Below are 25,603 nucleotides of genomic sequence, written 5' to 3' on the forward strand. Positions count from 1 at the left end.
AAGGAGGTTTACATGTTTGGGTATTTGACCGTCAATAGACCGGAGATGAAGATTAAGGATTTTGAGCGGTACCGCGCCTATTACTGCGGCTTGTGCCGGCGCCTTTATAAGAATTACGGGAAAAGGGGTCAGCTGACGCTGAGTTATGATATGACATTTTTAACGATCCTGCTGAATGGGCTCTATGAACCGAAGCTTTGTTCCGGTAAGCATTTCTGTGGACTGCACCCCACCAAAAGGCAGAAGGTGCTGTGCAATCAGCTGAGTGACTACGCAGCGGATATGGGGATGCTTCTTACTTATTATAATCTGCTGGATGACTGGCAGGATGAAAGAAAACTAAAAAGCCTTTTATTGGCAGACAGTATTAAGAAAGCCTGTTCAGAGATCAGCGGCAGATATCCGAGACAGAGCAGGGCGGTCCGGAACTATATTAAGAAGCTTTCCATGTGCGAACAAGAGGAGGTGAACCAGCTGGACCGGGTGGCGGGACTCACGGGAGAGATGCTGGGGGAGATCTTTGTGTGCAGGGAAGATGAGTGGTCTGAGGATCTGAGAAAAATGGGATTTTTCTTAGGGAAGTTTATTTATCTCATGGACGCCTATGAGGACCTGGCGGAAGACCAGGAGCACGGACGATATAATCCTTGGAGTTTTTATGAGGAGGATGCGGGATTTGAACAGAAGGCAGAGACAATCCTGACGATGATGATGACAGAGTGTGCCGCAGTGCTGGAGCGTCTTCCGATCCTCAAGGATATTGAAATTCTCAGGAATATCATTTATTCTGGTGTATGGACCAAGTTTGAGATCGCAAAGAACAAAAGAAAAGGCAATGAGGAAGATAGAGATGGATGAAGCATATAGAATCCTCGGCGTATCACAGGATGCGACCGATGAGGAGATTAAAAAAGCATACCGGAGACTGAGCAAAAAGTATCACCCGGATGCCAACTTAAACCAGCCGGAATATGCGGAGCGGAAGTTTAAAGAAGTCCAGGAGGCGTACAAGAAGGTCATGGACTTTAGAAAATACGGTTCAGCGGGAGGCAATCCATACGGAAATCCGTATCAGGGAGGACAGTCTTCCTACGGAGGGTACCAAAACGCCGGAACCGGTTCAGCGGAGATGGCGGCGGCGCTTAATTATCTGCGGGCGGGCCATTATCAGGAGGCTTTACAGGTGCTCAGCCGCATTTCCCAGAGGAGTGCTCAGTGGTATTATTTCAGTGCTGTAGCCAATTTAGGCATTGGCAACAACGTGACAGCTTTGGAACATGCCCAGACAGCAGTACAGATGGAACCCTCCAATATGGAATACCAGATGTTCTTAAAACAGATGCAGCAAGGTGGAAATTGGTATCAAAATATGGGTTCCGGCTACGGAAGGAGCAGTATGGGAGGCAGCTGCTGTATGCAGCTTTGTATGCTGAATCTTTTGATCAACTGCTGCTGCAGACCTTATTAACAAAAGAACACAAACAGGAGGACTTATGGGTAAGATCATAGGGATTGATTTAGGAACGACCAACAGTTGCACCGCAGTAATGGAAGGCGGAAAAGCGGTGGTCATACACAATGCGGAGGGATCAAGGACAACCCCTTCCGTTATGGCATTGACGAAAAACGGAGAGCGGCTCATCGGAGACGCCGCCAAAAGACAATCAGCGGCCAATCCGGAACGCACTGTTGCCTCCATCAAAAGACATATGGGGACAGACTACAGGGTGAAACTTGACGGAAAGAAATATCTTCCCCAGGAGATCTCTGCACAGATTCTGAGGAAATTAAAGGACGATGCAGAGAGCTATCTGGGAACCCAGGTGACAGAGGCAGTGATCACAGTACCGGCTTATTTTAATGACGCTCAGAGGCAGGCGACCAAAGACGCGGGAAGGATCGCAGGGCTGGATGTGAAGAGGATCATCAACGAGCCCACGGCTGCGGCACTGGCTTATGGCCTGGACAACGGAACAGAACAAAAGATCATGGTCTATGACCTGGGAGGCGGAACCTTTGACGTGTCGGTTATCCAGATTGAGGACGGAGTCATTGAGGTTCTGGCAACCTCAGGGAACAATCATCTGGGCGGGGATGATTTTGACCAGGCAGTGGCAGATTATCTGGTGGAGACCTTCAAAAAAACAGACAGGATTGATCTTAAGTCTGATGTACAGGCTATGCAGAGGATCAGGGAGGCTGCGGAGAAGGCCAAGATCGAGCTGTCCAGCATGTCAGAGACCAATGTGAACCTGCCGTTCATCGTGGTAGACCGGGGAGAGACACACCATATGGACATTCAGCTTACCAGGACCAAGTTTGAAGAGCTGACCTACGGACTTGTGGCTAAGACAGAGGAACCGGTCAGAAACGCACTAAAAGATGCAGGGCTGTCTGCAGGAGAATTGAGCCGTGTGCTCATGGTGGGAGGTTCCACAAGAATCCCTGCGGTCCAGAGGAAAGTTGGGGAGATCACAGGGAAGCGTCCGGACCAGTCCTTAAACCCTGACGAGTGTGTTGCGCTGGGAGCTGCCATCCAGGGAGGAAAGCTGGCGGGAGAGGCAGGGACCAACGAAGTACTTTTGATGGATGTGACTCCGCTCTCCCTCTCTATTGAGACTATGGGAGGCATGGCCACAAGGATCATTGAGAGAAACTCTACCATTCCCACACGCCACAGCCAGGTCTTTACCACAGGGGCAAACTTCCAGACTGCCGTAGATATTAAAGTCTTGCAGGGTGAGCGCATGATGGCCAAAGAGAATAAGGTCATCGGAAACTTCCGGTTAAAGGGCATCAAACGTGCCGTGAGGGGAGTGCCTCAGATCGAGGTGACCTTCGATATCGATGTCAACGGGATCCTGAAAGTGTCGGCAAAAGATCTGGGAACGGGCAAGGAGCAGAGTGTCGTGATCACTTCGAGTTCCAATATGTCTGAGGACGAGATTGAACAGGCCATCCGTGACGCACAGGAAAATGCAGCGTTTGACGAGGAGCACAAAGAGGCAGTTCAGGCCTACCACGAGGCAGAGCAGGCCCTTGCACAGGCAGAACAGTATCTTGTCGAACACAAGAAGGATATTGAAAAAGAAAAAAAGAAAGCCATCAAGGATGCGGCCACTTCTATGAAAAAGGCCATGAAGCATGTGAAGATTGATAAGATCAACGGGGAGCAGGCGGCGGAACTGAATGCGGCAAAAGAGGAACTGCTTTCTGTCTTTCCGGAAGCTTAGAATATAGTATTCTATAATATAGTAGGAACCGTTCTTTTAAAAGAGCAGGTTCCTATTCTATTTTATGAGGTTTTTTGGAGAGAAATTTAAAAAAACGTAAGTTGTATAATGAAATTGAACTAAAGGAGAAGTCCTAGTTCGGTTTCATTTTTTTGATTTAGGCAGTGAAGTGATTGCCAGATTGAATTAAATAAAAAAAGAGATTCCAAGTTGGCGCTTGAAACCTCTTTGGGACTTATCTTTCGATAAGACAATATAATAACAACTTTATTCTAAAGTATTATGTCTTAGAAATCAAGGAACGTTCGTTCTAAAAATCCCATTTTAATTTCGGAAATACTGTGAACATTGACAACTGAATGAGTGCCGTCTGAGGATATAGTAATGTCGTACATAGAAATGTGTTTGAGACTTTTAAGTTGGTTTTATGTATTACCGAGATAACGCCAGCGTTGGCTGGGCTGTAAGGGATATTGCAGAATAATACGTGCCTTTAAGAGAGTAGGGAATAAACCGTGGGCATAGGAAAGACAAGACAGAGAACAGCACCGCCTCATTCCCAGAGGTAAAAGGGAGGAAGGAGGTTCAATTACAGATTATTTTAAAAATACTTTTTTTAGATTGCTTAATGGCATAAACAATAAAATCATTCATTTTATTCTCTATCCCCATAGATGTTATTAAGCAATCTATATATTTCTATAAATCTAAGATAATTATATTTAGTAAATTATTTTAGGTTTGTAGAAAAAAATCACAACTGCAAAAAAGAAGAATAAAAAATCAAAATCAACGACCGAAGACACCCAAAAGACGACAAGTGGCCACGGCCTACGACAACCAGAAAGCTGAAACCGACTACAACGGAGCGGTTCGATGTAAATTATGGTCCTGAATAGGAGGAGAATTATGGAGAAAATCATAAACGTTTTATTTATAGGAAATATTATTCTTTATATATTCATATTTTTAGAGTATTTAATATATCTAAAAAAGAATAATGAAAGTATTCTGGAGGATAGAAATTTTGCAATGTTGGTATCTGGAATGTCATTTCTTCTAACTATGTCTCTGGCATTAAAATGGAGATAGGAGTAAAAAAGCATTGGGAAAATACTAAAAGATAAGAATAAAACAAAAATTAGAATTTAAGGAGGAGATATGACAATTATTTACTTTGTTGTTTTGTCTATTGTGATTATGTTTTTAGGCATGTTGATTTGTATTTGTGTAGATTTTTTTAGTCTTAATGAATCTATTTTATCCGTATTTTGTGTTATTATCATGGGTGTTTTGTCTTTTAGTCTGTCTCTTTCCATTTCAAATGTTGACAAACAGAAAAAGGAAGAAATAAAACAATCTCTAAGTTCCATAGAGAATAAATTGTCATCTGGATATTCATTAAAATATGAGGATGATGTAATTACTTCAAAGGGAACCAAAAAAGATGTATTGAGGGAATATGAAAAGTCCCCATCTGATTATTATATAGATTATGATGCTAAAGATAAAATTGTAAAAATAATTAAAAAATAGAGAAGTGAGAGGAGTATTATGGGAAAAGTTTTATTTTCAATGAATTTTATAGTTTTATATTATTATTTATTGATATAAAGGAGGGAAAAAATATGAGGATTCGAGAGCCGCCTAATAATACGACATTTGGAAGCAGATTCTACTTGCTGGAAAATGCCGTAAACTAGGGGTTTGGGGAGCGTAACTCCCCAAGTAGAGAATAATTAAAAGAATGAAGAAATATCAAAATTATTAAAGGAGGAAAATTAATGAATTTAAAACATGTAATACCAGATATGGAGAAAACATTTGGAACTCTGGAATTTGCCGGAGAAGGAGAAGTTGAACAGGGTCGGGTAAATAATCGTATGACTGTTATTGGTCGTACATATAATCTGTTTTCTGAGGTGCAGAAAGCAGATGATGTTATGGTTTTACTCCCTGCTTCGGTGGGAGAGAAACATTTTGAATTTGAAGAAAAGGTAAAACTGGTAAATCCACGTATTGTGGCAGAAGGATACAACATTAATGGTCGTGGATTTACAAAATACAAAATGTTGGCAGATGACATGGTAAAAGCGTAAGAAGGAGGAAAATATGAGATTACCAGAGGGAATTGTAGTAGATAAAGAAAGGACGTTTGGGCAACTAAAGTTTTCGGCATTACGCCGGGAGGTTCGGTTGACAAATGAGGATGGAACAGTATCAGATGAAATTAAAGAACGCACTTATGATCTGAAATGCAGGGAACAAGGCTGCATGATTCAAGTTAGTATCCCGGCTGATGTGCCTGTGAAAGAATACGAATATAATTCGTTTGTTGAATTGATAAATCCTGTTATTGATACCGTTGCGAATGCAACATTTAGAGGTGCCGATGTTGACTGGTATCTAAAAGCGGATGATATTGTTTTGAAAGGAAAAGGGCAGAATAATTCAAATCAACCACCTAAAAAAGAGGTGTCGGGAAAGAAGGAATAAAAAAAATGAGTAATATTATAATCTTGGATCAATATATCAAGGATTTTGAAAGTGTTGTGTTACCAGAATTTAAATCTAGGGCAGAAGAGTTGCTCTATGATGCTGTGGAAACTTGTGATCCGGGTGAGAATCTTGAAGTTTCTGTAGAAAGCGATATGTGTAAGGATCACATAGAGCATATTTTTCGGTTTTACGAACAGCCAGACGAAGAAACAGGCGGCCTTGTAATCTGTTATGGAGGATTTTATTAAAAAAATGAGATTTTTTGCAAAAGGAAAGCGGATCAGGATAAGAGATAAAAACCTGATCTTTTCTTTTGTCTTTTTTTTGCTATCTCCTATCTTCCTTAGCGTTTTTTTGCTATTGAATTGGTGGCAAATTTCGGATTTTAGTGGGATTAGTTTGCATAACTTGGACCAGATCAAATGGAATATCAATTTTCCGTTTGTCCTTTTTTCTTTCTGTGTGACTGTACTTGTCTGTGTGGCGGTTGCATGGTCTTATCATTATTTTCGGATAGATCAATGGAAACAACGGGTGCATCGTCAGGAAATAGCCCGGATGTTGCTTCAAAATGGATGGTATGAATCAGAGGCGGTACAGTCTCAGGATTCGTTTTTTAAAGATCTTCCGGGCGGTAGTAAAAGCAAAGAGAAGATTACATATTTTCCCAAAGTCTATTATACGCTGGATAATGGAATTATCCGAATTAATGTAAGAATCACGATGGGAAAATATCAAGATCAACTTTTGCATTTGGAAAAGAAATTGGAAACGGGGCTATTTTGTGAGTTGATTGTAAAAGAACTTAAGGAATCCTATGTGGAGTACGAGCTTTTGTATGATACGATTGGAAGCCGGATCAGTATAGAAGAAATGGAGATTTCAAACGGCTGTCTAAAATTAATGGATAATGTTTACTGGGAATATGACACATTGCCACATATGTTGATTGCTGGAGCGACTGGAGGAGGGAAGACGTATTTTCTTCTTTGTATCATTTGGATGTTACTTCATACAAATGCTGTGTTGACGATTCTTGATCCGAAAAATGCCGATCTTGCCGATTTGGAAACGGTTCTGCCAGATGTTCATCACAGGAAAGAAGAAATGATTTCTTGTATTGAACACTTTTGTGATGAAATGCTAGAAAGGAACGAAGCAATGAAGCGGATGCCGGGTTATAAGACCGGGGAAAATTATGCCTATTTAGGCTTGGAGCCACATTTCCTCGTCTTTGACGAATATGTGGCTTTTATGAATTTGTTAGGGAATAAGGCAAGTATGCCAGTAATGGAGAAATTGAACCAGATTGCGATGTTGGGTCGGCAGTCTGGTTATTTTATTATCTTAGCTTGTCAAAGACCAGACGCAAAATATCTACAAGATGGGATGCGTGACCAGTTCAATTTTCGTGTGGCATTAGGCCGCATGAGTGAATTAGGCTACTCCATGATGTTTGGAGAGCAGGATAAGGATTTCTTTTTCAAGCGGACAAAAGGCCGTGGATATGTAGATGCTGGAAATGGGGTCATTTCTGAGTTTTATACTCCGTTAGTCCCAAAAGGATATGATTTTTTAAGGGAAATCGGGAAATTACAAAGACAAAGAGTCGGACAACACAAAGAAAGGATAGAAGAATGATCGAAAAGAATGTGGAATTTCTAAAAATCACAGTTGGGTATTTGGATACAGAAGAAAGGATGTGTGGTCTTTGCGTTAATTACGGGCAGTTTGCAGAAGATATGTATAAGATTATGGATTCCGAAGTTTTACAATGCCTGTTGACTTATGCTGGAAGTAAGAGTTTGAAAGAATATTTCTCTGACAACGTGCATGATCTTCTGGCGGAAGTATTGGATAAAAAAGGGGAATTCTCTGATCGGTTTTATTTAAGATTAGGGGAAGCTGTTTGTGATTTTGAATTATCTTTTCCCAATCAAGACAGCGATCTTTCCAAAGAAGAGAAGAAAATTTTGGAAGATGTTGATGTGATCTTGCGGTATCTTAGGGTCCGTATGTAAGTAAATAGGTAGCACAGGCGGCACAGGCGGCGTGCGAAGCGGAAGCCGTAGGTGTCGCCTGTTGCTGGTGCGGCTTGCCGCACCAGCAAATTAAAACCCCCGGACACTAACAGGGGGGTACAAATGCAACTGTCAACAGTCTAAAAGTCCTGTAAACATCAGGGCTTAGAGGACTTTTTCAGGGTGTCAACAAGAATGCCTCTAGTTGACACTTTTTTTTTAATTGAGAATTGGGAGGTATGAATGAATGCATGGGTACAAGAATTTAGAAAAAAGCGTCTTGATTACGGTATTTCGCAAAGCAAACTTTCCGTGGCACTAGGAATTAGTCGACAGTACCTAAATCAAATTGAAGGTGGAAAAGCTGTTCCACCGGATGATACAAAAAAAGTGATGGAAGAAATTTTGGAAAGGTTTAATCCAGAAGCGTCGCTGACACTTCTTTTTGATTACGTAAAAGTTCGATTTCCAACGACGGAAGTCGAATGGATCATCAAAGAAATTTTGAAACTGAATATTGATTTTATGGTGCATGAAGATCATGCACCAAACAATTATCAAGAAAGTTATGTTATCGGAAATATTTTTATCATGGCATCGGATGATGTAGAGAAAGGAGTGTTGCTAGAGTTAAAAGGAAAGGGATGTCGGCAGTATGAAAGCTTCTTGGAAGCACAAGGCCGATCGTGGTTTGATTTTTTTCAAGCTTGTATGTCGGTTAAAGCCGTCATGAAACGGCTTGATTTGGCGATCAATGATATGACCGGGATCTTGAGTGTACCAGAACTGACAAGGAAATGTCAGGATCGTGAGTGTATTACAAGGTTTCGTACCTTTAAGTCTTATCGCTCCGGAGAATTGATTAGAAACAGAGAAGAAGATCGTTTGGGAATGGGAAATACACTCTATATTGGATCCTTAAAATCGGATGTTTACATCTGTTTATATGAGAAAGATTATGAGCAGTATATCAAGTTTGGTATTCCCGTAGATGAAACGCCCATCAAAAATCGGTTTGAGCTAAGACTTAAAGATGATCGGGCACAGCATACTGTAGAGGATCTTTTATATCGTTACGATCTGGAAACAACAGTCTTTTCAATTATTAATTATTATATCCGGTTTATAGACCGGGATGATACAAAACGCCGGGCGGATTGGAAAACGAATATTCGTTGGGCGTGTTTTATTGGAGAAAACCGGGGAAAGTTAAAACTTACAACTGCCCCGGAACCATACACATTGGATAGGACAATGAATTGGATTGCTAGACAGGTAGCTCCGACTTTAAAGATGGTTTTAGGTCTGGATGCCATACGGGAGACAGACCTATTGAATGAAATGGTAGAACATGCGGAATTGACAAAGAAGCAAAAGAAAATATTGGAACAGGAAAAAGCCTCCATTGAGGAGGTGATTTTAATGTAGTTGAAAAATGGAAAATTAACGTAACTAAAAATTAATGAGATAATAATAGAAAGGAAATAGAAAATGAATTTTGGTGCAAACATTCAGAGTTGGTTGACTAGTAATTTACAGCCTTTAGTGTTAGTTGGTATCTCTGTTATTGGTGTTTATCTACTTTTTAAAAGAGAGATGACGAAACTTTTGGGGTTTGGCGTTGTTGCTCTTATTGCGGTAGGTTTAGTATTCAATACGGCGGGCGTAAAAACATTGTTATTAAATCTGTTTAAGAAAATTATAGGATAGAGGGGGAAGTAAAAAATGGATCAGGAATGTCGAATTTATCCTGAATGTAAGTCTATGGAGGAGTTGGCTTATCGAAAACTTATTATAGATGGGGAATTAGGAGATATTCCGGATCCCATCCGAAAATACATAGATTATGCAGACTATGGAGATTTCTTGTACCGAACAGGAAATTATGAAGTAACAGACTATGGAATCTGCGAATATAAAAGATAAGCCAAAACAAAAAAATGAGATTCCCCCTATGGGAGATGGGCATAGGGGGTAGGGGGTGAAGGAATGGTACAAAAGTAATTTATTTAAAATTTAATTGAGAAAGGAGGACGGAGTTGCGGCCGCATAGCTAGAGAAAAAATATGGAATAGAAAGAAAGGGGAAAAAGTGAGAGTTTGTTTAAAAAATAAAGAAAGTAAAGATGAAACAGGGACATGGTTTGTGATGCCTACGAATGTCACAGCAGTTGAATATATTTTAGGGAAAGGAAGTTATGTAGTCGTAGATACAGAACTTCCTTTTTTCTTGGAAAAAGGGGAATATGATTTAGAGGAATTAAATCGTGCATGTGAACAAATAGAATCAATATCGGATTTTATTCCGATAGAAGATATTGAAGAAATAAGGAAAAAGTGGTTCAGTAATATTTTTGAGTTGCTGAATCATGTTGATGAATTAGAATATTATCGATGTTGTAGGTCGATGTGGGATGTGGCAGAAAGGATGCTGGAAACTGAATTATCGGAAGCCCGGAGGAAGGACATTGACTTGGATGCTTATGCAACTGATCTGGAAGCAGAAAGAGATTTTCTGATTACAGAAACAAGTGTCATTGAAAGGAGAAAATAGTTGAAAAAAGTAAAAAGTTTTACGAATATATGGAGTGTAGAAAAAGTTTTATATTCTATTAATGATTTTAAGCTTCCTTTTCCTGTTACATTTAGTCAAATGGCGTGGTTTGTGGCAATGTTTCTTTTCATTATTATGTTAGCGGATGTGCCGCCATTCTCCATGATTCAAAATGTTTTGATTAAGTATATCTGTCTTCCTGTTGGGATAACGTGGTTCATGAGTCAAAAGGCTTTTGATGGGAAAAAACCATATCGTTTTATAAAATCGGTTTTTTCTTATTATCTACAGCCTAAAGTTACCTATGCGGGGAAAGCGGTCAAATTAAAAAAAGAAACTATGAATGAATCAATTACATATGTAAGGAGTGATTTATATGTTCCCGATTAAATATATTGAAAACAATCTGATATGGAATCAAAGCGGTGAAGTCTATGCCTATTATGAAATGATTCCATATAATTATTCTTTTCTTTCCTCGGAAGAAAAAGAACAGGTTCATAACAGGTTTCGTCAGTTGATTGCTCAGCAACGATCAGGAAATATTCATGCGTTGCAGATCGCTACGGAATCAAGTATCCGGGCAACGCAGGAAAAATCAAAGGAATTAGTTACATCCGCATTATCGGATGTGGCAATGGAAAGAATTGATGCTCAGACGGATGCGCTTGTTGAAATGATTGGTGATAGCCAAGTGGCGTATCGCTATTTTTTTGGGTTTAAGTTGGTTTTAGATGATCAGGAAATGAATTTGCAAAATTTCAAGGAGACTTTTAAGGAGACTATCCGAGATTTTATAGGCGAAGTAAATAGGAAAGTTATGGGTGATTTTCTGAGTATGAGCGACAAAGAAATTCGCCGATATTCAAAAGCTGAAAAACTTTTGGAAAATAAGATTGGAAGGAGATTTCAGTTCCGAAAAGTTACCAAAAATGATATTGGATATATTTTAGATCATCTTTATGGTCAGGTGTCGGTGCCATATGAAGAGTATGAATATTCTCTTCCGAAAGAAAAACTAAAAGGGGAAACGCTTGTAAAGAGGTATGATCTTCTACGTCCATCCCGATGTCTTATAGAAGAAAAACAACGGTCTATGAAGATTGTGGGAGAGAAACAGGAAACTTATGTTTCTTGCTTTACAATTTCTAATATTGTTGGAGAGTTAGAATTTCCGGGATCGGAAATTTTTTATTATCAGCAACAGCAATTCAATTTTCCGGTTGATACTTCTATGAATATAGAAGTGATAGAAAATCGAAAAGCACTTACAAAAGTGAGAAATAAAAAGAAAGAGCTTAAGGATCTGGATGATCATGCCTATCAAAATGATAGTGAATCATCTGAGACAGTAGTAGAAGCTTTGGAGGATGTTACCGAACTGGAAACGGATTTGAATCAGACAAAAGATTCTATGTACAAGATTAGCTACGTGATCCGTGTTTGTGCAGACAGCGAAGACGAACTCAAAATGAGATGTGATGAAATTAGGGATTTTTACGATGATCTGGAAATCAAACTTGTTCGTCCGTTTGGCGATATGCGAGGCTTGTTTGAAGAATTTATTCCAGCAAGCAAACGTTTTGAGGACGACTATATTCAGTATGTCACTTCTGATTTTATCGCAAGTCTTGGGTTTGGTGCAACGCAACAGCTTGGAGAAGATCATGGAATCTACATTGGGTACAATGTGGATACCGGAAAAAATGTCTATATTCAGCCAGCTCTTGCGGCACAGGGAGTAAAAGGTTCGGTAACGAATGCATTGGCTATGGCGTTTTTAGGTTCTTTAGGGGGTGGTAAATCGCTCTCTGCTAATATGATTATGTACTACGCCGCATTGTTTGGTGCTAAGGTTCTTATTCTGGATCCAAAATCCGAGCGTGGAGGATGGATAGAAAATCTTCCGGAAATCAGGGATCAGCTAAATATTGTAAATTTAACATCAGAGCAAAAAAATCGCGGACTGTTAGATCCTTATATTATTTATGAGGATCGAGAGGAAGCAAAGAATCTTGTGGTGGATATTCTCACTTATTTAACAGGAATTTCCAACAAAGATCCTGAGAAATTTCCGATTTTGATGTCCGCTATCCGGGAAGTCACGGACAGTGAAAGACCAGGGCTTTTAAGCGTCATTGACGTATTAAAAAAACAAGGGACAAGAGAAGCGTCCTTGATTGCAACGCATATAGAAAGCTTTGCGGACTGTGCTTTAGGAATCCTTTTGTTTTCATCTGGAAAGGTAGAAGGGTCTATCAGTCTTGATAAACAGCTAAATGTTTTGCAGGTTGCTGATCTGATACTCCCGGAACCGGATAAAGAAGCAGATAGTTATACAATCACGGAGGTCCTCAGTATTGCAATGATGATCGTCATTGCATCGTTTGCGTTAAACTTCATTCAAGAAGACCGCTCTGTCTTTAAGGCGGTGGGTTTAGATGAAGCGTGGAGTTTCTTGCAGGTAACACAGGGAAAAGCACTTAGTAATAAACTCGTCCGTGCAGGACGTGCGATGAACGCAGGTGTTTATTTCATCACTCAGAATGTGGATGACCTTTTGGATGAAAAAATGAAAAATAACATTGGAATCAAGTTTGCGTTCAGAAGCACAGACTTGACAGAGATCAAAAAAACATTGGAATTTTTTGGACTTGATCCAGAAGATAAAGGAAATCAGGAACGACTTCGGAACTTGGAGAATGGTCAGGCATTAATGCAGGATTTATATGGACATATTGGAGTCATTCAATTTCATCCGGTCTTTGCAGATTTGTTCCATGCGTTTGATACTCGTCCGCCAGTGGAAAAGGGGGCATGATAAGTGAAGAAAAAGAAGGTATTGAAAATCCTTGGAATTATCATTGCTGTTGCAATTGGTATTGTGATTGCTTTGGCATGTTTGGGCAATGTTGCCCAGGCGGCTGGACTGGTTGATTCTACGATTGATAAAAACCATGCGTATTCTCGTTATGGACTTGATAATTACCAGCTTGATTTCTATGTAGATACGGGATGGGATTGGCTTCCTTGGAACTGGGGAGACGGGATTGGAAAAAGTGTCATGTACGGCGTGTACATGATTACAAACTTTATTTGGCGTTTGAGTTTATATATCTCGAATGCTACGGGATACCTCGTTTCCGAAGCGTTTAAATTAGATTTTATTACCAAAATGGCTGAGACGGTTGGAAAAAATATTCAGACACTTGCGGGGGTTACAAAGAAAGGAATTTCTACCGATGGTTTTTATGCTGGATTTTTATTGTTCTTTATTGTGATTGTGGGTGCTTATGTGATTTATACAGGGCTTTTAAAGAGAGAAACAACAAAGGCGGTTCATGCAGTGGTCAATTTTGTTGTTGTGTTTTTAGTGTCTGCGTCATTTATTGCTTATGCCCCTGATCTTATCAAAAAGGTGAATGGTTTTTCTACGGACATAAGCAGTGCGGCATTAAGTTTAGGAACGAAAATCACAATACCGGATAGTTCTGTAAAAGGAACGGACAGTGTGGATCTTATCCGGGATAACTTATTTTCGATCCAAGTCCGACAGCCGTGGCTGATCCTTCAGTATGGTTCCACGGATGTAAAAAAGTTAGGAAAAGACCGGGTGAAAGAACTGGAATCAACCAGTCCAAACAAAAATGACGGAGAAGACCGGGAGAAGGTTGTAAAAAAAGAGATTGAGGAAAAGAAAAATAATAATTTAACAACAACGCAAGTAGGGAATCGGCTGGGAACTGTGGTATTTTTGTTTTTGTTTAATATCGGAGTTTCTTTTTTTGTAGCTTTATTTGCCGGAATGATGATTCTTTCTCAAGTTTTGTTCATCATTTTTGCAATGTTTTTACCGATCAGTGCTCTTTTGTCTATGATCCCTGGATATGAGGGAACTGTCCGAAGAGGTGTTGAAAAGTTGTTTAATACGATTATGAGCCGGGCCGGGATCACGTTAATCATTACGGTTGCATTTAGTATTTCCACGATGTTTTATTCGGTATCGAAAAGCTATCCATTTTTTATGACAGCATTTTTACAGGTTCTTACCTATGCAGGTATCTATACGAAACTACCTGATATTCTGGGCATGTTTAAGCTGGAAAACGATGGACAACAGACAGGAGGAAGAATTTTCAGGAAGCCACAAATGTTTTTGCGGCGGCAGACACGACGTATGGAACGCAGGCTTAGAAATGTTGTTACCGCAGGTGCGGCTGGAGCCGTAGGAGGTGCTGTTGGAGCCAGCCTGAGCAGACAGGAAACAGGAGGAAAACGAGATAATGTAGGGGCACGGACTGGACAAAAAATAGGTGCTGTCTTAGATACGCCGCAAAAAGTTGTTGATAAAGCAAAAATGGCAGGAGAGAAGATCAAAAGTGTTCCTACACAAGCCAAATATGCGGTTTATAGCAATGTAGAGAACTTGAAAGAAGGTATAAAAGAAGAGCCGAAAGAACGTAAAGAAAAAAGGGAAGAAAAACTTCAAAACCATCGTAAAACGGTTGGAGAAAAGCGCCGGGAAATGGAACAGAAGAAACAAAACCGGAAAGAAGAGCCACAGAGAGAACAAGTCCATAAACGCCCGGTAACGTCTTCGGAGCAGATGCAAAGTAAGAATCGGAATCGGGGAAATGTCCCTGTAGGAGAAAAAAACTCTTCTCAGGATTCTGTAATGAAAAATGAACAGAGAAGACAAAATGTTTCAAACGATACTTCTACGGGCAGAGGAACTTCTTTTGTAGAAAAAGAAAGAAGTAGAGAACGTGCTTCTGGTAACTTTGCATCAAAAGAATTGAATAAGGAACGTTCTTCTATTAATACGGGGCATCAGGATAAAACAAGTCAGCCGATGCCAAGAAGACAGAATAGAGGGAGGAATAAGCAATGAAAAAACTTGGAAAAGTTGCTGGTGCTACTCTTCCTTTTTTTGCGCTTGTTTTATTCATGTGTGTGCTGGTTGCAGATGATGATGATGATTCTGGTTCTTCCAGTAACTTTGGGGCAATCGGGATTTCACAGGAAGTTGAAGCCCGCCGTCCTATGGTCCAAAAATATTGTGACAAGTATAAAATATCTGAATATTGCGATCTTGCACTTGCACTTATGATGGCAGAGAGTGGAGGAAGAGAACCAGACCCGATGCAGGCCGCAGAAGGAGCCTATGGTCTGTATTGTTTGGTAACAAAAAATAAAAGCGGCGGCCATGTTCAAGGGCCAAACGGAATTCCGACAGGCCATGCGGAGTGTTCGATTAACGCCGGGGTACAGGAATTAAGGGATGCCCTAAAAAAAGCGGATGTGGATTCTCCTACGGATATCGATCATATCAAAGTAGCGATTCAGGGATACAATTACGGTATGGATCGCTGGATTGCATGGATTAAGAAGCATGGTGGGATTTACACTCTTGCACTTTCAGAACAGTATAGCCGGGAGTGTATGCCCGCCGGGGCGAAAGGAACCCCGAACCATGCGGAAAAAGTCATGCGGTATTATTCCACCAGCACTGGAGATTCTTCCGCAGAGGTTGGGACGCTGGAAGGGAACTGTGGTCTTAAGGTTGTGTACTATAATCAAGGAGATGCCGCATGGTGGAAACTTCCATATGGTACTGGAACAATTAAAAGTGGCGGCTGTGGGCCAACGTCAATGGCAATCTGTATTTCCACGCTAACCGGAAAAAAAGTAAATCCACGGCAGACATGTGCTTGGTCGGAGAAACATGGATACTGTCAGGGAAACGCAACGATGCATGCTATAGTTCCGGCACTTTCAAAGGAATATCACCTAAAGTGTAAGGCAGTGAAAAAAAATAAAAAGCAGGTGATCAATGCTTTAAAAACGGGGAAATTAGTTGTGGCTCTTATGGGGCCAGGACATTTCACAAATAATGGGCACTTTATTGTGTTAACGGGAATAAAAGATGGAAAAATCACAGTAGCAGATTGTGGATCAAGAAAAAGAACGCAACAGACATGGAGCCTTGATCTTATCGCCAGTGAAGCCAAATCTGATGCCAGTGCCGGTGGGCCATTTTGGATAATTTCAAAATAAAAGAAAGGAAATGTGTAAATGAAAAAAATAGGAATAGGGATTGTGGTTTTGGTGGTATGTGTGTTTGTTGCCTGTACGATATGGAAACCAAGAGAAGAAAAAAAGACAAAGGCAACGACTGAAATAGCAACAGAGGATGAAACTATGACGGAAGCACCTGTAGAGACAACTACAGAGGAAGAATATACCGAAGCACCGCATGACACTTCGGATTGGGAGGTACATAAACCAGCAGATACCAGCCCCGATACCGGAGCACCGATTGAATAGGAAAGGAGCTTATATGAAAGGCATAAAAAAGCAAAAAAAAGAAAAAAAGCAGAAACCGGAAAAAGTCCGGGTAATGAAAGTTGGGGTCCACAGAAAATCAGTAATTTTTCTGTGGATTCTTTTGATTTGTAGTGTCGCTTTTGGAATCTACAAGAATTTTACTGCGATTGACATGCATACGGTGCATGAGAGGAAAGTAGAAAAAGAAAAACTAGTGGACACAAACGGGATAGAAAACTTTGTTCGAAACTTTGCAGAAGCGTATTATACGTGGAGTGCCGGAGACAGCGGCGTAGGTGATCGTTCGGAAAAGGCAGGAAAGTTCTTGACAGAAGAACTTCAGACCTTGAATGCGGATGTGTTAGGACAAAAAGTTTCTACGTCTTCCAGTGTGAAAGACGTGGAAATTTGGTCTGTTTCGCCGTCCGAAAAGGACAATGAGTACAAAGTGATTTTCTCTTTAAAACAGGAGATCAAAGAGGGAAGTAAACAAAAGGAAGTATCTTCTGTATATCGTGTGGTCGTGCATGTAGATACAAGTGGAAATCTGGTCATTGTTCAAAATCCAACGATCAGCAGTGTGCCGGAGAAAAGCGGCTATCAGCCGGAAATTGCGGAGGTAGATGGATCAGTCGATTCCAAAACTTCACAAGAGGTAACAGATTTCCTTAAAACATTCTTCAAACTGTATCCACAAGCACAGGCAAAAGAACTCAGCTACTATGTCAAAGGGGATGTTTTAAAACCTGTGAATAAGGAAAGTTATTCCTTTATGGAACTTTTAAATCCGGTGATACAGAAAGACGGAGAGAAGATCAAAGTTTCTGTGGCGGTCAAATATCTGGATCAGGAGACAAAGGCAGTACAGATCAGTCAGTTTAACTTGAAGCTTCAAAAGGATGGGAACTGGATGATTGTAAGGTGAGGTTAAGATTCTCGCCGATAGAAGTAAACAATGACCACAAGCAAAAGAAATAGGAGATAGCCTCCTAGTAATGATGTTAGGAGGTGCTCCCACTTTTCTTTGTAATAAGTAGTTTTAAGAGAGATGAACAGGAAAGAAGCAGAAGTAAAATTGAAAATGAATTTTTTTAAAAAAGAAAGAAGATTCATGGAAAGGAACTCCTAAATGGACTTTATTTATTTTGTTTTAGGTTTTTTTTTGATGCCGGCTGTGTTATATGCACTTAATAAATGTTATGGACCGCAGAAATATCAGGTGCAAATTTATTTTGAACATTTTGAATCAGTAGAAGTTGTATTATCTTCTGAAAAGTTATACGAAAATTCTTATCCTAGTATAACAGAACTTCTGAAAAATGAAAATATGATCCATGGGGATTATTTCGTTTACAAAAAAGAAGAGGAATGGATTGAAATTCCTATGAGGGAGGTGACACAAATAAAAATGAAAAAAATAGGTGGAAAGGTAACAAAAGAAAGTGATTGTAGTTTCACAGAAAAAGCAAAGATACTATTTAGAAAAATTTGGACAAAGAAATAAGAAGATTTGTTTGAATTTTTTAAATCGTTGGATTTGTGTCGGAAAGTATCGAAGCATTATGAGGACTACACAAGTCATGAGTGAACTTTATGATGCTTTTGTTTCCGGGGAAATAGAATTTTATATGCCGGAGGAATGAAGGAATGAATATGGTTGAGGGAGATTTGATCGAATTTGCAAAAGAAGTTATGAAGATGCATCAAAAAGCACTTGGAGGTCGCTGGGAGGAAGGAGCGATTCACAGTGCTTTTTGTGATTCTAATGGAGATTTTTGTATTCAATATCAAAGCGGGAATATTTATCACTATGAAGTCACTCCCTATTTTGAGGCTGAGACAGACAAGGAGTTTTTAGACCTGGAGTGGTGGTAGAAAGGAGATTGTTTAAAAGAGGTAATCATGATTAGATGGGATAAACGAATGAGGGAAAAAGTAGCCGGAAAATGTTGTCCGGTCTGTGGAAAAGCAGTAGATGAAACAACACAAGGTTTGGAATACATACGAACAAGACAGCGAAAAGATGTTTTTATTCACAAGGATTGTATCAAAAAATGGAGGTGAAAAAAAATTGAAACAAGCAAAGAAGCTGACAAGGAAACAGAAAGAGATTGTTTCGGAACATCGGTTAAATCCGGGAAACTGGATGGCCTTAGAGGATTCTAAGGACTGTTTAATTATTTGGCATAAGAAAACAGGAACGGTAAAGAAAATAAGAAAGGAGGATGTATGGAACACTTTTTAATAGAGTTGTTAAAGGGAATTCGTTTTATTGTACAGATCTTTAGTCGTTTGTTTCAACGTGTCATGAATTGTTTTTCTTTTGCTGTTTTGTTTTGTGTTGTTTGTCAAAATGGATGGCTTCCATGGCTTGTAAAAGGGAATGTTTCAGCAGAAGATTTTCAAAACTTTTTTGCTAGTGTTTTGGTCATATACTCAGTAATTTATGTTGTAAAGCTCCCGTTTTTTTTAATTCGATTGGGTGAAGGAGGTTTAGACAATTAAAAAGGAATATCGTAAAAATATAGCCAGAAATATAAAAGAATATCGGCAACGAGAAGGAATGAATCAAAAAGAATTTGCGAAAACCATAGAAATGAATTATCAAAACTATTCTCAAATGGAGCGCGGTTTATATTTTCCATCATTAAATAGGCTAATGGATATTTGTAAAACATTACAGATTACACCGAATGACTTATTATTAGAACAGATGGATAATGAGAGTAAAGAAATGACATTAGGTGATGTTTTTGTAGGTAATACGAGAGAAAGGAGACATTCTATGAGATATGATGTAAGGCCTGTTGTTTGTGATTATGGAGTGTTTGAAGATGGACGATTAATATTGATTTGTAACTGTAGTAAAAACGCATTGCTGATTCAAAAAATTTTACAAACGGATTGTGAAAGAGAAGTATATGTAGAAGAAAATAAAAAAGGAGAAGAAAAATGAAGAAAAGAATGATGATGTTGGTTATGGTATGCATGATGATGTTTGGAAGCGTATCTGTGATGGCGGCTCCGAAAAAGGTGACAGCAGAAAAACAGAATGTAGTGGAATGGGTAAAAGAAGCGGCTGATTTTTCAAAAGACACTGCAAAGGAACGTCATGTCCGGTATATGGGAATTGGAGCGATGGTATTTTCAGCACTTGGAGTTTTTGTTCTTGTTCCTCTTGCAAAGCGTCATGTTGCAAAAGGTGTCGGAGGGGAAGAAGAAGACGAAGAATAGGAGAGCAAAAAAATGAGTGAAAAACAATTAGCAGGGTTAAGGCCGGAACAGTTTGGCCCATTGCTTCCCTTTGTAGAGAATGACCAGATTACAGACATCAACTGGGCCAATGGTCAGTTGATCGTTGACGATGTGAAAAAAGGTCGTTATCTGGTGGAAAACGTTCATTTGACGGATGAATTTTTGAATCAGTTTTCCAGCCATGTTGGAAACATTCCATCTGTCAATGCAAACCTGACTTCTGTGAATCCTGTCGTGGAAGCGGAAGGGAATGGGTTAAGAATAGAAATTGTCCATGAATCTGCGGCAGTCAATGGAAAGACTATCTCGATTCGGAAGTCTCTTCCGTATGCGAAACTTACGGATGAATCTATAATCAAAGACGGTTACTGTACAAAGGAAATACAGTATTTTTTAAAAAGTATGGTTTTGGCACAGGTAAACATAGCGATTGCAGGACTTGTGGGAGCTGGAAAAACAGAGTTGTTAAAGTATTTGACTTTAACGATTCCGGCGATGACCAGAGTGGTCACGATTGAGGATAACTTGGAAGTACATTATTCCAAACTGAATCCGGGGAAAGATTGTGTGGAATTAAAAGTAAATCCTTCCTTTGGTTATGTAGATGCACTTGTGACTTGTTTAAGACTTCGGACAGACTGGATTCTTCTTTCGGAAGCCCGGAGTACGGAAGCAAAGTATCTGATTGAAAATATTTCTACGGGAAACAACTGCATCACGACGCTTCATGCGGATGATGCTAGAAAAATCCCGGTCCGGCTCCGAAACATGATGGATGATCCAATCATTGGGGAGAAGATGGAAAGTGATACTTATAGCTATTTGAATCTTGGTATTTATGTTCGGCGTAAAATGTTGGCAGATGGTCGTATTATTCGCCGAATCGAACAGATTGTTTGTTTTGGAAAAAACCAGGAAGATCGCAATGTGTGTCAGTTGATCGTTAACGATGGAAAGTTGATTTCCAGAGACTTGACAGAGGAAATTGAAAAGAAATTGAAACGGGTAGGGATTCAGAATCCATTTAAAAATCCTTATCCACAGATGGAAGAATTTATGAGAAAGGAGTAGATATGGGAAAAAAGAAAGGAAAGAAAAAGAAGAAAAAAATCAGTACCTTGCAACTGCTTAATTTTAAAAATCTTCAGACGGAGATTTATGGATATGGTTATGAGTATACGTTTACAAAGTATGTCAGCAACCTGTTTTTGTATCTGTTTGCAGTTTTCTGTTTTGGAAAACTGTATCAGTTGGAAATTAAATATATCCTGATTTTGTGTGCAATTTTCTTTTTGCTTCTGCCACGGGTGTTTTTATCTGAGTTCAAACGCCTGCATGAGCAGAAGCGGTTTGATGATACTGTAAAATATATGCGCCAGCTAATCAACTGTTACGATCGGGAGCCGCACAAGATTCTGCCGGCGTTAAAGGAAACGAGAAAGGTTTTTCAGGAAGAAGAGCCGATGTATGAATGTATTACAAAAGCAATTCAACTGATCGAGACAAATGTCGATGATCCTGACATGTATCAACATGCTTTTAAGATCATAGAAAAAGAATACCACTGTGATGAAATCAGGCGGCTTCACTCTTATCTAATCCGGGTGGAAGAAGAAGGTGGAAACTTCCATCAAATGCTTCATATTCTTTTGAATGATACGATCCGATGGCAACAGCGGGTTTATAAATTTCAGAAGGATAAACAATGGCAGAGAGTCCTTGCCGTTGTCATGATTTTTGTTTGCATGATTTTAGGCTTGGCAATGTCTATCATGTTCATGCAGTTAAGGGATCAGATCAATATTTTTAAGGAATTGTCTTACCAGATATCACAGGCTCTTTTCCTTGGATGTTATATGTTTATCTTTGCAAAAGTACAACGATCCACAGATTATTCCTGGCTTACAGTCGCAACCAAGGGAAATACAGAACAGATCAGCCGGGATTGGGAACTTGTTCGTCATATGGATAAGAAAAAGGAACGAAAACAGGCAATGTTGAAAACGTTGATTTCGGTTCCTTTTTTTCTTGCAGGCATTTTTCTAAAAAATGTTTACTTAGGGATTGCTGGCGTAGGAATTGTTTATTTTATGCTGACCAGTCCAGCAAGAAAGTTAAATAATGCAAAAAAACGGTTGAGAAAACTTGTGGAAATGAAATTCCCGGTGTGGCTGACCAATGTGATTTTATCTTTGCAGGGAAAAAACCTGTACTTATCCATTAAAGAGTCTTTAAACAAATGTCCGTTTGTTTTAAAAGACGAAGTAAAAAAGATGCTTTCTGAAATGGAAGAGCATCCAAAATCCAGTCTTCCGTTTGACCATTTCGCCAATGAGGTGACAACACCGGAGATTCAAACAGCGATGGGAAATCTCTATAGCATTGGTGACAGCGGGGAAAATTCTGACCAGCTGGCAATCTTGATTGAAAACAATAATCAGTTGGTTGACCGGGCGGAAAACTTGAAAAATGAAAACAAGGTAGCGCTTTTTGGCTCTAATATGTATATCCCGTCGTTTGTTATGGTCATGCAGATCGGCACGATCATGATTATTTTGTGTATGGGATTTTTAAAGATGATGTTAAAAGCAGTATAGGCAGGTGATAGAAGTGAAATTAGACCGGATCATACAGGAACTAGCGGAAAATGGGATTGGAATTGTTTTTGGAGCAATTCTGATCGGGGTTTTTAAAGTACTTTGTGACTCACTATAGGGAGGTGTTTTATGTGACGCAGAAAGAGATTATGGAGCGATCTAATGAAGAAATAACGATAGATGAATTGCAGGAAATGGAAGAGTATTGTGTGGATCTTTGCCGGACAGATTGTTTAGGAAGCAGTGGTTCTCACAGAGGGTGTACTTGGTATTCTCTTAGTTTTTTGAATGGAGAACAGGTGGATGTTTTTGTGAGAGGAAAATATGAATAAAAAGGAGATTAAAAATGGAAGATGAAGAGATCAGTGAGGTAGGCTCTATGGGGCTTAACGTTTTTGTGACAATCTTGTTTGTTGCCTTTTTTTCAGGGGCAATCCTCTTTTTGAAACACTCAGGGCTGGACTTTTTAAAAGCCCTGTGTGGGTAAGGAGGGCGTATGAAACAAGTCATAAAGCTGGTAAAACAAGCGACGGTGGAACTTGTGGTTGCGGGGATCATTCTTGCCGCATTTTGGGGCATTTTTATGTATCAACTGTCAGACCAGAGTAAGATAAATGATACTGTGAAGTCAAAAAGTAATCAAGAACTGCTGGAAAGAGGGTTTCCGGCTATTACAGCAAAGAAAACAGTAAAACTGGAAGTAAAAAAAGAGGATATCGTGGATGCCCGTACTTTTGCTAAGGCAGAGGATCAAGAAGACGGCGATTTGACGGGTCAAATCAAAACCTATCTTGTAACGGTAGAGGATGGCAAAGAAAAAAAGACGCTGTATGAAGGAAGCAATTTAAATACGGGATCTTCTGTTAAAGAGTATTCCATTCTCTATGTTGTAAAAAATTCAAGGGGATTAAAAGATTCCAAACGTCTAAAACTGTTACTTATCAATATGGATGGGATATCCTCAGAAAGGTAGAAAGGAGGAATTATGAAGCAGATTATGTCACAGGTTACAACCGTATTGTTTTTAGTGTTTGTTGCTTTTTTCTTCCTTTCCATCCTGCTTACCGGGGCAACCGTCAGTGAAGCGCAGAAGTTTCAAACGGAAGCAGTGGAAGAGATGCAGGCCAGCCATTTTTCATCAGAAGTTATAGATGAATGGCTTTTGAAAGCAAGAGAAAAAGAGTATACCTTAACCGTTACAAGTGACGGTTTTTACGAAGACCGTCCTTGTTATCGGCTGGAATTAAAATATCCAATCCAGATTTTCTTTTTCCGGTATCAGACGAAAAATGAGTTGGAAGCTTATGCGCTCTAAAGGAGGGATAGAATGGACAATTTGCCAAAGGCCATCATTGTTTTTATGGGAACGATTCTGTTTGGCCTGTTTTTGGTTTCTTACAGCAATACACAAGTATCGGTAAACAATGCAAAGAAATTTCAAGCGGCGATGTCCCAAAAGATGAAAGCCGCTGATTTTTCAGATTACATCATACAAGAGTGTAAAGAAGAAACAAGGGAAGCTGGATATGAAGCATTGGAAGTAACAAAAGAAAGTGACGACTTGTTCGTTGTTACTCTAAAGTATCAGGTCAAAAATACGTTATTTTCCGCTGACAAAACATATGAGCGAAAAAGCTATGTTAGATTGGCACAATCAAGTGAGTAGAAGAAGGAGGTAAGCTATGGAAAAAATGTCTATGACTTCAATAACATCGTTGATTTTAAAAGAATGTGAAAAGGGTCACATTCTTTTATTTGATTCAAAATCAGATTATAGAAAAGGGTCTGTAAATCAGGAGGTGCTATGATACTGGATCGTGAAGAAATAGGGAGAAGAATTTATAAGATCAGGAAAGAGAATGGTTATACGTTAGAGGAATTTGGACAGATAATAGGAGGTGTTACAAAAGCGTCTGCTTTTGCTTGGGAACATGGTATTCATCTGACAAAAGAAGAACGATTAGAGAAGATCGCTGATCTTGGAGGGATTTCTCTTTCTGAATTACTTTTTGGTCACCCGGAGAGTTGTTTTAAAAAGAAGTGCTTTGATGTAGAACACTATGGAACACTTATAGATGATTATGAGAAGGAATGTGCAGGAAAGTGGATTAGACAAAAAATTTACGTTTATGAAGAAAAAATGTATTTGGAAACATGGTATAACGGAGATCGAATTCAATTTGTAGAACTGTGGTAACCAGATGAAGGCTAAAGATTGTAAAAATATTTACAGTCTTTTTTTGTTACAGAAAACAGGAGGAATTATGAGGATTCGTGCGCCGCCAAAAAAAAACACGACACCTGGAAGCATGTTTCACTTGCTGTAAGGTGCTGAAACACTAGGGGTTTGGGGAGCGTAACTCCCCAAGAAACAAAAACAATAGATTCATAAAGAAAAGGAGAAAAGAAGAATGGAGAAAATCATAGGAGTAGTAGCAGAAAGTGGAGTAGCAGTATTTGCTGGAGTGTTTCTTATTGGAGCAGTGACAGCAGTCTTGGGACCAGCGGTTCAGACAGCATTACAGACAATGATCACAACAATTACAAACAAAGCAGTATCAGTATCGTAAAGAAAAGGAGATAGAAAAACATGGAAAAAATAATTGGGATTGTAGCAGAGAGTGGAGTATCCGTATTCGCCGGGGTATTTTTAATCGGAGCAGTGACAGCAGTCTTGGGGCCAGCAGTACAAACGGCCTTACAGACAATGATCACAACAATTACAAACAAAGCAGTATCAGTATCGTAAAGAAAAGGAGATAGAAAAACATGGAAAAAATAATTGGGATTGTAGCAGAGAGTGGAGTATCCGTATTCGCCGGGGTATTTTTAATCGGAGCAGTAACAGCAGTCTTGGGGCCAGCAGTACAAACGGCCTTACAGACAATGATCACAACAATTACAAACAAAGCAGTATCAGTATCGTAAAGAAAAGGAGATAGAAAAACATGGAAAAAATAATTGGGATTGTAGCAGAGAGTGGAGTATCCGTATTCGCCGGGGTATTTTTAATCGGAGCAGTAACAGCAGTTCTTGGACCAGCAGTCCGGGACGCTTTAGACACGATGATTACAACAATCGTACAGAAAGCAACAACAGCTTCATAGAAAGGAGCGGC

General features: G+C 39.5%; 39 protein-coding genes. All 39 read left to right on the plus strand.

All coding sequences use genetic code 11. The features are described from left to right. The first annotated feature begins 12 nt into the window (after positions 1–12). The gene (locus AR1Y2_RS07270) at positions 13–858 is read left to right on the plus strand and encodes a DUF5685 family protein (protein ID WP_137328385.1); all 846 of its coding nucleotides are present in this window, start codon (positions 13–15) and stop codon (positions 856–858) included. Continuing rightward, positions 851–1,468 (plus strand): J domain-containing protein, encoded by a 618-nt coding sequence (locus AR1Y2_RS07275; protein ID WP_243118888.1) that lies wholly within the window; start codon positions 851–853, stop codon positions 1,466–1,468. Before AR1Y2_RS07270 ends, AR1Y2_RS07275 begins: the two co-directional genes overlap by 8 nt. A gap of 25 nt (positions 1,469–1,493) precedes the next feature. Next, on the plus strand, positions 1,494–3,233 hold the full coding sequence (gene dnaK / locus AR1Y2_RS07280; protein ID WP_137328387.1) for a molecular chaperone DnaK: 1,740 nt from the start codon (positions 1,494–1,496) through the stop codon (positions 3,231–3,233). Between the two features lie 909 nt (positions 3,234–4,142). Then, positions 4,143–4,325: a hypothetical protein gene (locus AR1Y2_RS07285; RefSeq protein WP_022261413.1), complete on the plus strand. Its 183-nt coding sequence runs from the start codon at positions 4,143–4,145 to the stop codon at positions 4,323–4,325. A gap of 69 nt (positions 4,326–4,394) precedes the next feature. Next, positions 4,395–4,769: a hypothetical protein gene (locus tag AR1Y2_RS07290; RefSeq protein ID WP_022261414.1), complete on the plus strand. Its 375-nt coding sequence runs from the start codon at positions 4,395–4,397 to the stop codon at positions 4,767–4,769. Between the two features lie 248 nt (positions 4,770–5,017). Beyond that, positions 5,018–5,332 (plus strand): YdcP family protein, encoded by a 315-nt coding sequence (locus AR1Y2_RS07295; protein WP_022261415.1) that lies wholly within the window; start codon positions 5,018–5,020, stop codon positions 5,330–5,332. Positions 5,333–5,345: 13 nt separating this feature from the next. Beyond that, a complete protein-coding gene (locus AR1Y2_RS07300) occupies positions 5,346–5,729 on the plus strand; it encodes a YdcP family protein (RefSeq protein WP_022261416.1) in 384 nt (127 codons plus the stop codon). 5 nt (positions 5,730–5,734) lie between these two features. Continuing rightward, positions 5,735–5,980, plus strand: coding sequence for a hypothetical protein (locus AR1Y2_RS07305; protein ID WP_022261417.1), 246 nt, complete (start codon positions 5,735–5,737; stop codon positions 5,978–5,980). Then, complete coding sequence (locus AR1Y2_RS07310) at positions 5,964–7,373, plus strand: FtsK/SpoIIIE domain-containing protein (protein WP_334290785.1); 1,410 nt, start codon at positions 5,964–5,966, stop codon at positions 7,371–7,373. The genes AR1Y2_RS07305 and AR1Y2_RS07310 overlap by 17 nt, the downstream gene beginning before the upstream one ends. Beyond that, positions 7,370–7,753, plus strand: a complete 384-nt coding sequence (locus AR1Y2_RS07315; protein WP_022261419.1) for a hypothetical protein — start codon at positions 7,370–7,372, stop codon at positions 7,751–7,753. The genes AR1Y2_RS07310 and AR1Y2_RS07315 overlap by 4 nt, the downstream gene beginning before the upstream one ends. Before the next feature lie 243 nt (positions 7,754–7,996). Further along, complete coding sequence (mobT, locus tag AR1Y2_RS07320) at positions 7,997–9,181, plus strand: MobT family relaxase (RefSeq protein WP_022261420.1); 1,185 nt, start codon at positions 7,997–7,999, stop codon at positions 9,179–9,181. 63 nt (positions 9,182–9,244) lie between these two features. Then, positions 9,245–9,463, plus strand: a complete 219-nt coding sequence (locus AR1Y2_RS07325) for a hypothetical protein (RefSeq protein WP_022261421.1) — start codon at positions 9,245–9,247, stop codon at positions 9,461–9,463. A gap of 15 nt (positions 9,464–9,478) precedes the next feature. Further along, positions 9,479–9,679, plus strand: a complete 201-nt coding sequence (locus tag AR1Y2_RS07330; RefSeq protein ID WP_022261422.1) for an antirestriction protein — start codon at positions 9,479–9,481, stop codon at positions 9,677–9,679. Positions 9,680–9,844: 165 nt separating this feature from the next. Continuing rightward, the gene (locus AR1Y2_RS07335) at positions 9,845–10,306 is read left to right on the plus strand and encodes an antirestriction protein ArdA (protein ID WP_022261423.1); all 462 of its coding nucleotides are present in this window, start codon (positions 9,845–9,847) and stop codon (positions 10,304–10,306) included. Further along, complete coding sequence (locus AR1Y2_RS07340) at positions 10,307–10,696, plus strand: conjugal transfer protein (RefSeq protein WP_022261424.1); 390 nt, start codon at positions 10,307–10,309, stop codon at positions 10,694–10,696. Continuing rightward, positions 10,683–13,127, plus strand: a complete 2,445-nt coding sequence (gene tcpF, locus AR1Y2_RS07345; protein ID WP_022261425.1) for a conjugal transfer ATPase TcpF — start codon at positions 10,683–10,685, stop codon at positions 13,125–13,127. Before AR1Y2_RS07340 ends, tcpF begins: the two co-directional genes overlap by 14 nt. A gap of 3 nt (positions 13,128–13,130) precedes the next feature. Then, a complete protein-coding gene (locus AR1Y2_RS07350) occupies positions 13,131–15,197 on the plus strand; it encodes a CD3337/EF1877 family mobilome membrane protein (RefSeq protein WP_137328388.1) in 2,067 nt (688 codons plus the stop codon). After that, positions 15,194–16,363, plus strand: a complete 1,170-nt coding sequence (locus tag AR1Y2_RS07355; protein WP_022261427.1) for a lysozyme family protein — start codon at positions 15,194–15,196, stop codon at positions 16,361–16,363. Before AR1Y2_RS07350 ends, AR1Y2_RS07355 begins: the two co-directional genes overlap by 4 nt. 18 nt (positions 16,364–16,381) lie before the next feature. After that, positions 16,382–16,633, plus strand: a complete 252-nt coding sequence (locus tag AR1Y2_RS07360) for a hypothetical protein (RefSeq protein WP_022261428.1) — start codon at positions 16,382–16,384, stop codon at positions 16,631–16,633. Positions 16,634–16,646: 13 nt separating this feature from the next. After that, complete coding sequence (locus AR1Y2_RS07365; protein WP_022261429.1) at positions 16,647–17,558, plus strand: conjugal transfer protein; 912 nt, start codon at positions 16,647–16,649, stop codon at positions 17,556–17,558. A 204-nt stretch (positions 17,559–17,762) separates the two neighbouring features. Beyond that, on the plus strand, positions 17,763–18,137 hold the full coding sequence (locus AR1Y2_RS07370; RefSeq protein ID WP_022261431.1) for a hypothetical protein: 375 nt from the start codon (positions 17,763–17,765) through the stop codon (positions 18,135–18,137). A 143-nt stretch (positions 18,138–18,280) separates the two neighbouring features. After that, positions 18,281–18,508 carry a hypothetical protein gene (locus AR1Y2_RS07375; RefSeq protein ID WP_022261432.1) on the plus strand — a complete coding sequence of 76 codons (228 nt, stop codon included), beginning with the start codon at positions 18,281–18,283 and terminating at the stop codon, positions 18,506–18,508. A 27-nt stretch (positions 18,509–18,535) separates the two neighbouring features. Further along, complete coding sequence (locus tag AR1Y2_RS17755; protein WP_175403608.1) at positions 18,536–18,697, plus strand: hypothetical protein; 162 nt, start codon at positions 18,536–18,538, stop codon at positions 18,695–18,697. Beyond that, positions 18,657–18,878: a DUF6906 family protein gene (locus tag AR1Y2_RS18385; protein ID WP_408608830.1), complete on the plus strand. Its 222-nt coding sequence runs from the start codon at positions 18,657–18,659 to the stop codon at positions 18,876–18,878. Before AR1Y2_RS17755 ends, AR1Y2_RS18385 begins: the two co-directional genes overlap by 41 nt. Next, complete coding sequence (locus AR1Y2_RS07380; protein WP_022261434.1) at positions 18,863–19,138, plus strand: hypothetical protein; 276 nt, start codon at positions 18,863–18,865, stop codon at positions 19,136–19,138. The genes AR1Y2_RS18385 and AR1Y2_RS07380 overlap by 16 nt, the downstream gene beginning before the upstream one ends. Before the next feature lie 58 nt (positions 19,139–19,196). Then, entirely contained in the window at positions 19,197–19,589 is a 393-nt protein-coding gene (locus tag AR1Y2_RS07385) for a helix-turn-helix transcriptional regulator (RefSeq protein ID WP_022261435.1), read from the plus strand. Next, positions 19,586–19,867, plus strand: coding sequence for a hypothetical protein (locus tag AR1Y2_RS07390; RefSeq protein WP_022261436.1), 282 nt, complete (start codon positions 19,586–19,588; stop codon positions 19,865–19,867). Before AR1Y2_RS07385 ends, AR1Y2_RS07390 begins: the two co-directional genes overlap by 4 nt. Before the next feature lie 12 nt (positions 19,868–19,879). Further along, positions 19,880–20,959 carry an ATPase, T2SS/T4P/T4SS family gene (locus AR1Y2_RS07395; protein WP_022261437.1) on the plus strand — a complete coding sequence of 360 codons (1,080 nt, stop codon included), beginning with the start codon at positions 19,880–19,882 and terminating at the stop codon, positions 20,957–20,959. Between the two features lie 2 nt (positions 20,960–20,961). After that, entirely contained in the window at positions 20,962–22,485 is a 1,524-nt protein-coding gene (locus AR1Y2_RS07400; RefSeq protein ID WP_022261438.1) for a type II secretion system F family protein, read from the plus strand. Positions 22,486–22,616: 131 nt separating this feature from the next. Further along, positions 22,617–22,817, plus strand: a complete 201-nt coding sequence (locus tag AR1Y2_RS07405; protein WP_022261439.1) for a hypothetical protein — start codon at positions 22,617–22,619, stop codon at positions 22,815–22,817. Between the two features lie 14 nt (positions 22,818–22,831). Further along, positions 22,832–22,972, plus strand: a complete 141-nt coding sequence (locus AR1Y2_RS17760) for a hypothetical protein (protein WP_022261440.1) — start codon at positions 22,832–22,834, stop codon at positions 22,970–22,972. A gap of 9 nt (positions 22,973–22,981) precedes the next feature. Then, positions 22,982–23,458, plus strand: a complete 477-nt coding sequence (locus tag AR1Y2_RS07410) for a hypothetical protein (RefSeq protein ID WP_022261441.1) — start codon at positions 22,982–22,984, stop codon at positions 23,456–23,458. Positions 23,459–23,470: 12 nt separating this feature from the next. Further along, entirely contained in the window at positions 23,471–23,800 is a 330-nt protein-coding gene (locus AR1Y2_RS07415; RefSeq protein WP_022261442.1) for a hypothetical protein, read from the plus strand. Between the two features lie 12 nt (positions 23,801–23,812). Continuing rightward, a complete protein-coding gene (locus tag AR1Y2_RS07420) occupies positions 23,813–24,151 on the plus strand; it encodes a hypothetical protein (protein ID WP_022261443.1) in 339 nt (112 codons plus the stop codon). A gap of 138 nt (positions 24,152–24,289) precedes the next feature. Continuing rightward, a complete protein-coding gene (locus AR1Y2_RS07425; protein WP_022261445.1) occupies positions 24,290–24,682 on the plus strand; it encodes a helix-turn-helix domain-containing protein in 393 nt (130 codons plus the stop codon). A 214-nt stretch (positions 24,683–24,896) separates the two neighbouring features. Beyond that, entirely contained in the window at positions 24,897–25,055 is a 159-nt protein-coding gene (locus AR1Y2_RS17765; RefSeq protein WP_022261446.1) for a hypothetical protein, read from the plus strand. A 20-nt stretch (positions 25,056–25,075) separates the two neighbouring features. Further along, positions 25,076–25,234, plus strand: a complete 159-nt coding sequence (locus AR1Y2_RS17770; protein WP_175403609.1) for a hypothetical protein — start codon at positions 25,076–25,078, stop codon at positions 25,232–25,234. A 20-nt stretch (positions 25,235–25,254) separates the two neighbouring features. After that, on the plus strand, positions 25,255–25,413 hold the full coding sequence (locus AR1Y2_RS17775) for a hypothetical protein (RefSeq protein WP_175403609.1): 159 nt from the start codon (positions 25,255–25,257) through the stop codon (positions 25,411–25,413). 20 nt (positions 25,414–25,433) lie between these two features. Further along, positions 25,434–25,592, plus strand: a complete 159-nt coding sequence (locus tag AR1Y2_RS17780) for a hypothetical protein (protein ID WP_022261447.1) — start codon at positions 25,434–25,436, stop codon at positions 25,590–25,592. Positions 25,593–25,603 lie beyond the last annotated feature (11 nt).

This window comes from Anaerostipes rhamnosivorans, from assembly GCF_005280655.1.
Taxonomy (GTDB): domain Bacteria; phylum Bacillota; class Clostridia; order Lachnospirales; family Lachnospiraceae; genus Anaerostipes; species Anaerostipes rhamnosivorans.

Excerpts from the sequence above, each read along its gene's own strand:
- AR1Y2_RS07270 (WP_137328385.1), top strand. The coding sequence starts at position 13 with ATGTTTGGGTATTTGACCGTCAATAGACCGGAGATGAAGATTAAGGAT.
- AR1Y2_RS07275 (WP_243118888.1), top strand. The coding sequence starts at position 851 with ATGGATGAAGCATATAGAATCCTCGGCGTATCACAGGATGCGACCGAT.
- dnaK (WP_137328387.1), top strand. The coding sequence starts at position 1,494 with ATGGGTAAGATCATAGGGATTGATTTAGGAACGACCAACAGTTGCACC.
- AR1Y2_RS07285 (WP_022261413.1), top strand. The coding sequence starts at position 4,143 with ATGGAGAAAATCATAAACGTTTTATTTATAGGAAATATTATTCTTTAT.
- AR1Y2_RS07290 (WP_022261414.1), top strand. The coding sequence starts at position 4,395 with ATGACAATTATTTACTTTGTTGTTTTGTCTATTGTGATTATGTTTTTA.
- AR1Y2_RS07295 (WP_022261415.1), top strand. The coding sequence starts at position 5,018 with ATGAATTTAAAACATGTAATACCAGATATGGAGAAAACATTTGGAACT.
- AR1Y2_RS07300 (WP_022261416.1), top strand. The coding sequence starts at position 5,346 with ATGAGATTACCAGAGGGAATTGTAGTAGATAAAGAAAGGACGTTTGGG.
- AR1Y2_RS07305 (WP_022261417.1), top strand. The coding sequence starts at position 5,735 with ATGAGTAATATTATAATCTTGGATCAATATATCAAGGATTTTGAAAGT.
- AR1Y2_RS07310 (WP_334290785.1), top strand. The coding sequence starts at position 5,964 with ATGGAGGATTTTATTAAAAAAATGAGATTTTTTGCAAAAGGAAAGCGG.
- AR1Y2_RS07315 (WP_022261419.1), top strand. The coding sequence starts at position 7,370 with ATGATCGAAAAGAATGTGGAATTTCTAAAAATCACAGTTGGGTATTTG.
- mobT (WP_022261420.1), top strand. The coding sequence starts at position 7,997 with ATGAATGCATGGGTACAAGAATTTAGAAAAAAGCGTCTTGATTACGGT.
- AR1Y2_RS07325 (WP_022261421.1), top strand. The coding sequence starts at position 9,245 with ATGAATTTTGGTGCAAACATTCAGAGTTGGTTGACTAGTAATTTACAG.
- AR1Y2_RS07330 (WP_022261422.1), top strand. The coding sequence starts at position 9,479 with ATGGATCAGGAATGTCGAATTTATCCTGAATGTAAGTCTATGGAGGAG.
- tcpF (WP_022261425.1), top strand. The coding sequence starts at position 10,683 with ATGTTCCCGATTAAATATATTGAAAACAATCTGATATGGAATCAAAGC.
- AR1Y2_RS07355 (WP_022261427.1), top strand. The coding sequence starts at position 15,194 with ATGAAAAAACTTGGAAAAGTTGCTGGTGCTACTCTTCCTTTTTTTGCG.
- AR1Y2_RS07360 (WP_022261428.1), top strand. The coding sequence starts at position 16,382 with ATGAAAAAAATAGGAATAGGGATTGTGGTTTTGGTGGTATGTGTGTTT.
- AR1Y2_RS07365 (WP_022261429.1), top strand. The coding sequence starts at position 16,647 with ATGAAAGGCATAAAAAAGCAAAAAAAAGAAAAAAAGCAGAAACCGGAA.
- AR1Y2_RS07370 (WP_022261431.1), top strand. The coding sequence starts at position 17,763 with ATGGACTTTATTTATTTTGTTTTAGGTTTTTTTTTGATGCCGGCTGTG.
- AR1Y2_RS07375 (WP_022261432.1), top strand. The coding sequence starts at position 18,281 with ATGAATATGGTTGAGGGAGATTTGATCGAATTTGCAAAAGAAGTTATG.
- AR1Y2_RS17755 (WP_175403608.1), top strand. The coding sequence starts at position 18,536 with ATGATTAGATGGGATAAACGAATGAGGGAAAAAGTAGCCGGAAAATGT.
- AR1Y2_RS18385 (WP_408608830.1), top strand. The coding sequence starts at position 18,657 with ATGTTTTTATTCACAAGGATTGTATCAAAAAATGGAGGTGAAAAAAAA.
- AR1Y2_RS07380 (WP_022261434.1), top strand. The coding sequence starts at position 18,863 with ATGGAACACTTTTTAATAGAGTTGTTAAAGGGAATTCGTTTTATTGTA.
- AR1Y2_RS07385 (WP_022261435.1), top strand. The coding sequence starts at position 19,197 with ATGAATCAAAAAGAATTTGCGAAAACCATAGAAATGAATTATCAAAAC.
- AR1Y2_RS07390 (WP_022261436.1), top strand. The coding sequence starts at position 19,586 with ATGAAGAAAAGAATGATGATGTTGGTTATGGTATGCATGATGATGTTT.
- AR1Y2_RS07395 (WP_022261437.1), top strand. The coding sequence starts at position 19,880 with ATGAGTGAAAAACAATTAGCAGGGTTAAGGCCGGAACAGTTTGGCCCA.
- AR1Y2_RS07400 (WP_022261438.1), top strand. The coding sequence starts at position 20,962 with ATGGGAAAAAAGAAAGGAAAGAAAAAGAAGAAAAAAATCAGTACCTTG.
- AR1Y2_RS17760 (WP_022261440.1), top strand. The coding sequence starts at position 22,832 with ATGGAAGATGAAGAGATCAGTGAGGTAGGCTCTATGGGGCTTAACGTT.
- AR1Y2_RS07410 (WP_022261441.1), top strand. The coding sequence starts at position 22,982 with ATGAAACAAGTCATAAAGCTGGTAAAACAAGCGACGGTGGAACTTGTG.
- AR1Y2_RS07415 (WP_022261442.1), top strand. The coding sequence starts at position 23,471 with ATGAAGCAGATTATGTCACAGGTTACAACCGTATTGTTTTTAGTGTTT.
- AR1Y2_RS07420 (WP_022261443.1), top strand. The coding sequence starts at position 23,813 with ATGGACAATTTGCCAAAGGCCATCATTGTTTTTATGGGAACGATTCTG.
- AR1Y2_RS07425 (WP_022261445.1), top strand. The coding sequence starts at position 24,290 with ATGATACTGGATCGTGAAGAAATAGGGAGAAGAATTTATAAGATCAGG.
- AR1Y2_RS17765 (WP_022261446.1), top strand. The coding sequence starts at position 24,897 with ATGGAGAAAATCATAGGAGTAGTAGCAGAAAGTGGAGTAGCAGTATTT.
- AR1Y2_RS17770 (WP_175403609.1), top strand. The coding sequence starts at position 25,076 with ATGGAAAAAATAATTGGGATTGTAGCAGAGAGTGGAGTATCCGTATTC.
- AR1Y2_RS17775 (WP_175403609.1), top strand. The coding sequence starts at position 25,255 with ATGGAAAAAATAATTGGGATTGTAGCAGAGAGTGGAGTATCCGTATTC.
- AR1Y2_RS17780 (WP_022261447.1), top strand. The coding sequence starts at position 25,434 with ATGGAAAAAATAATTGGGATTGTAGCAGAGAGTGGAGTATCCGTATTC.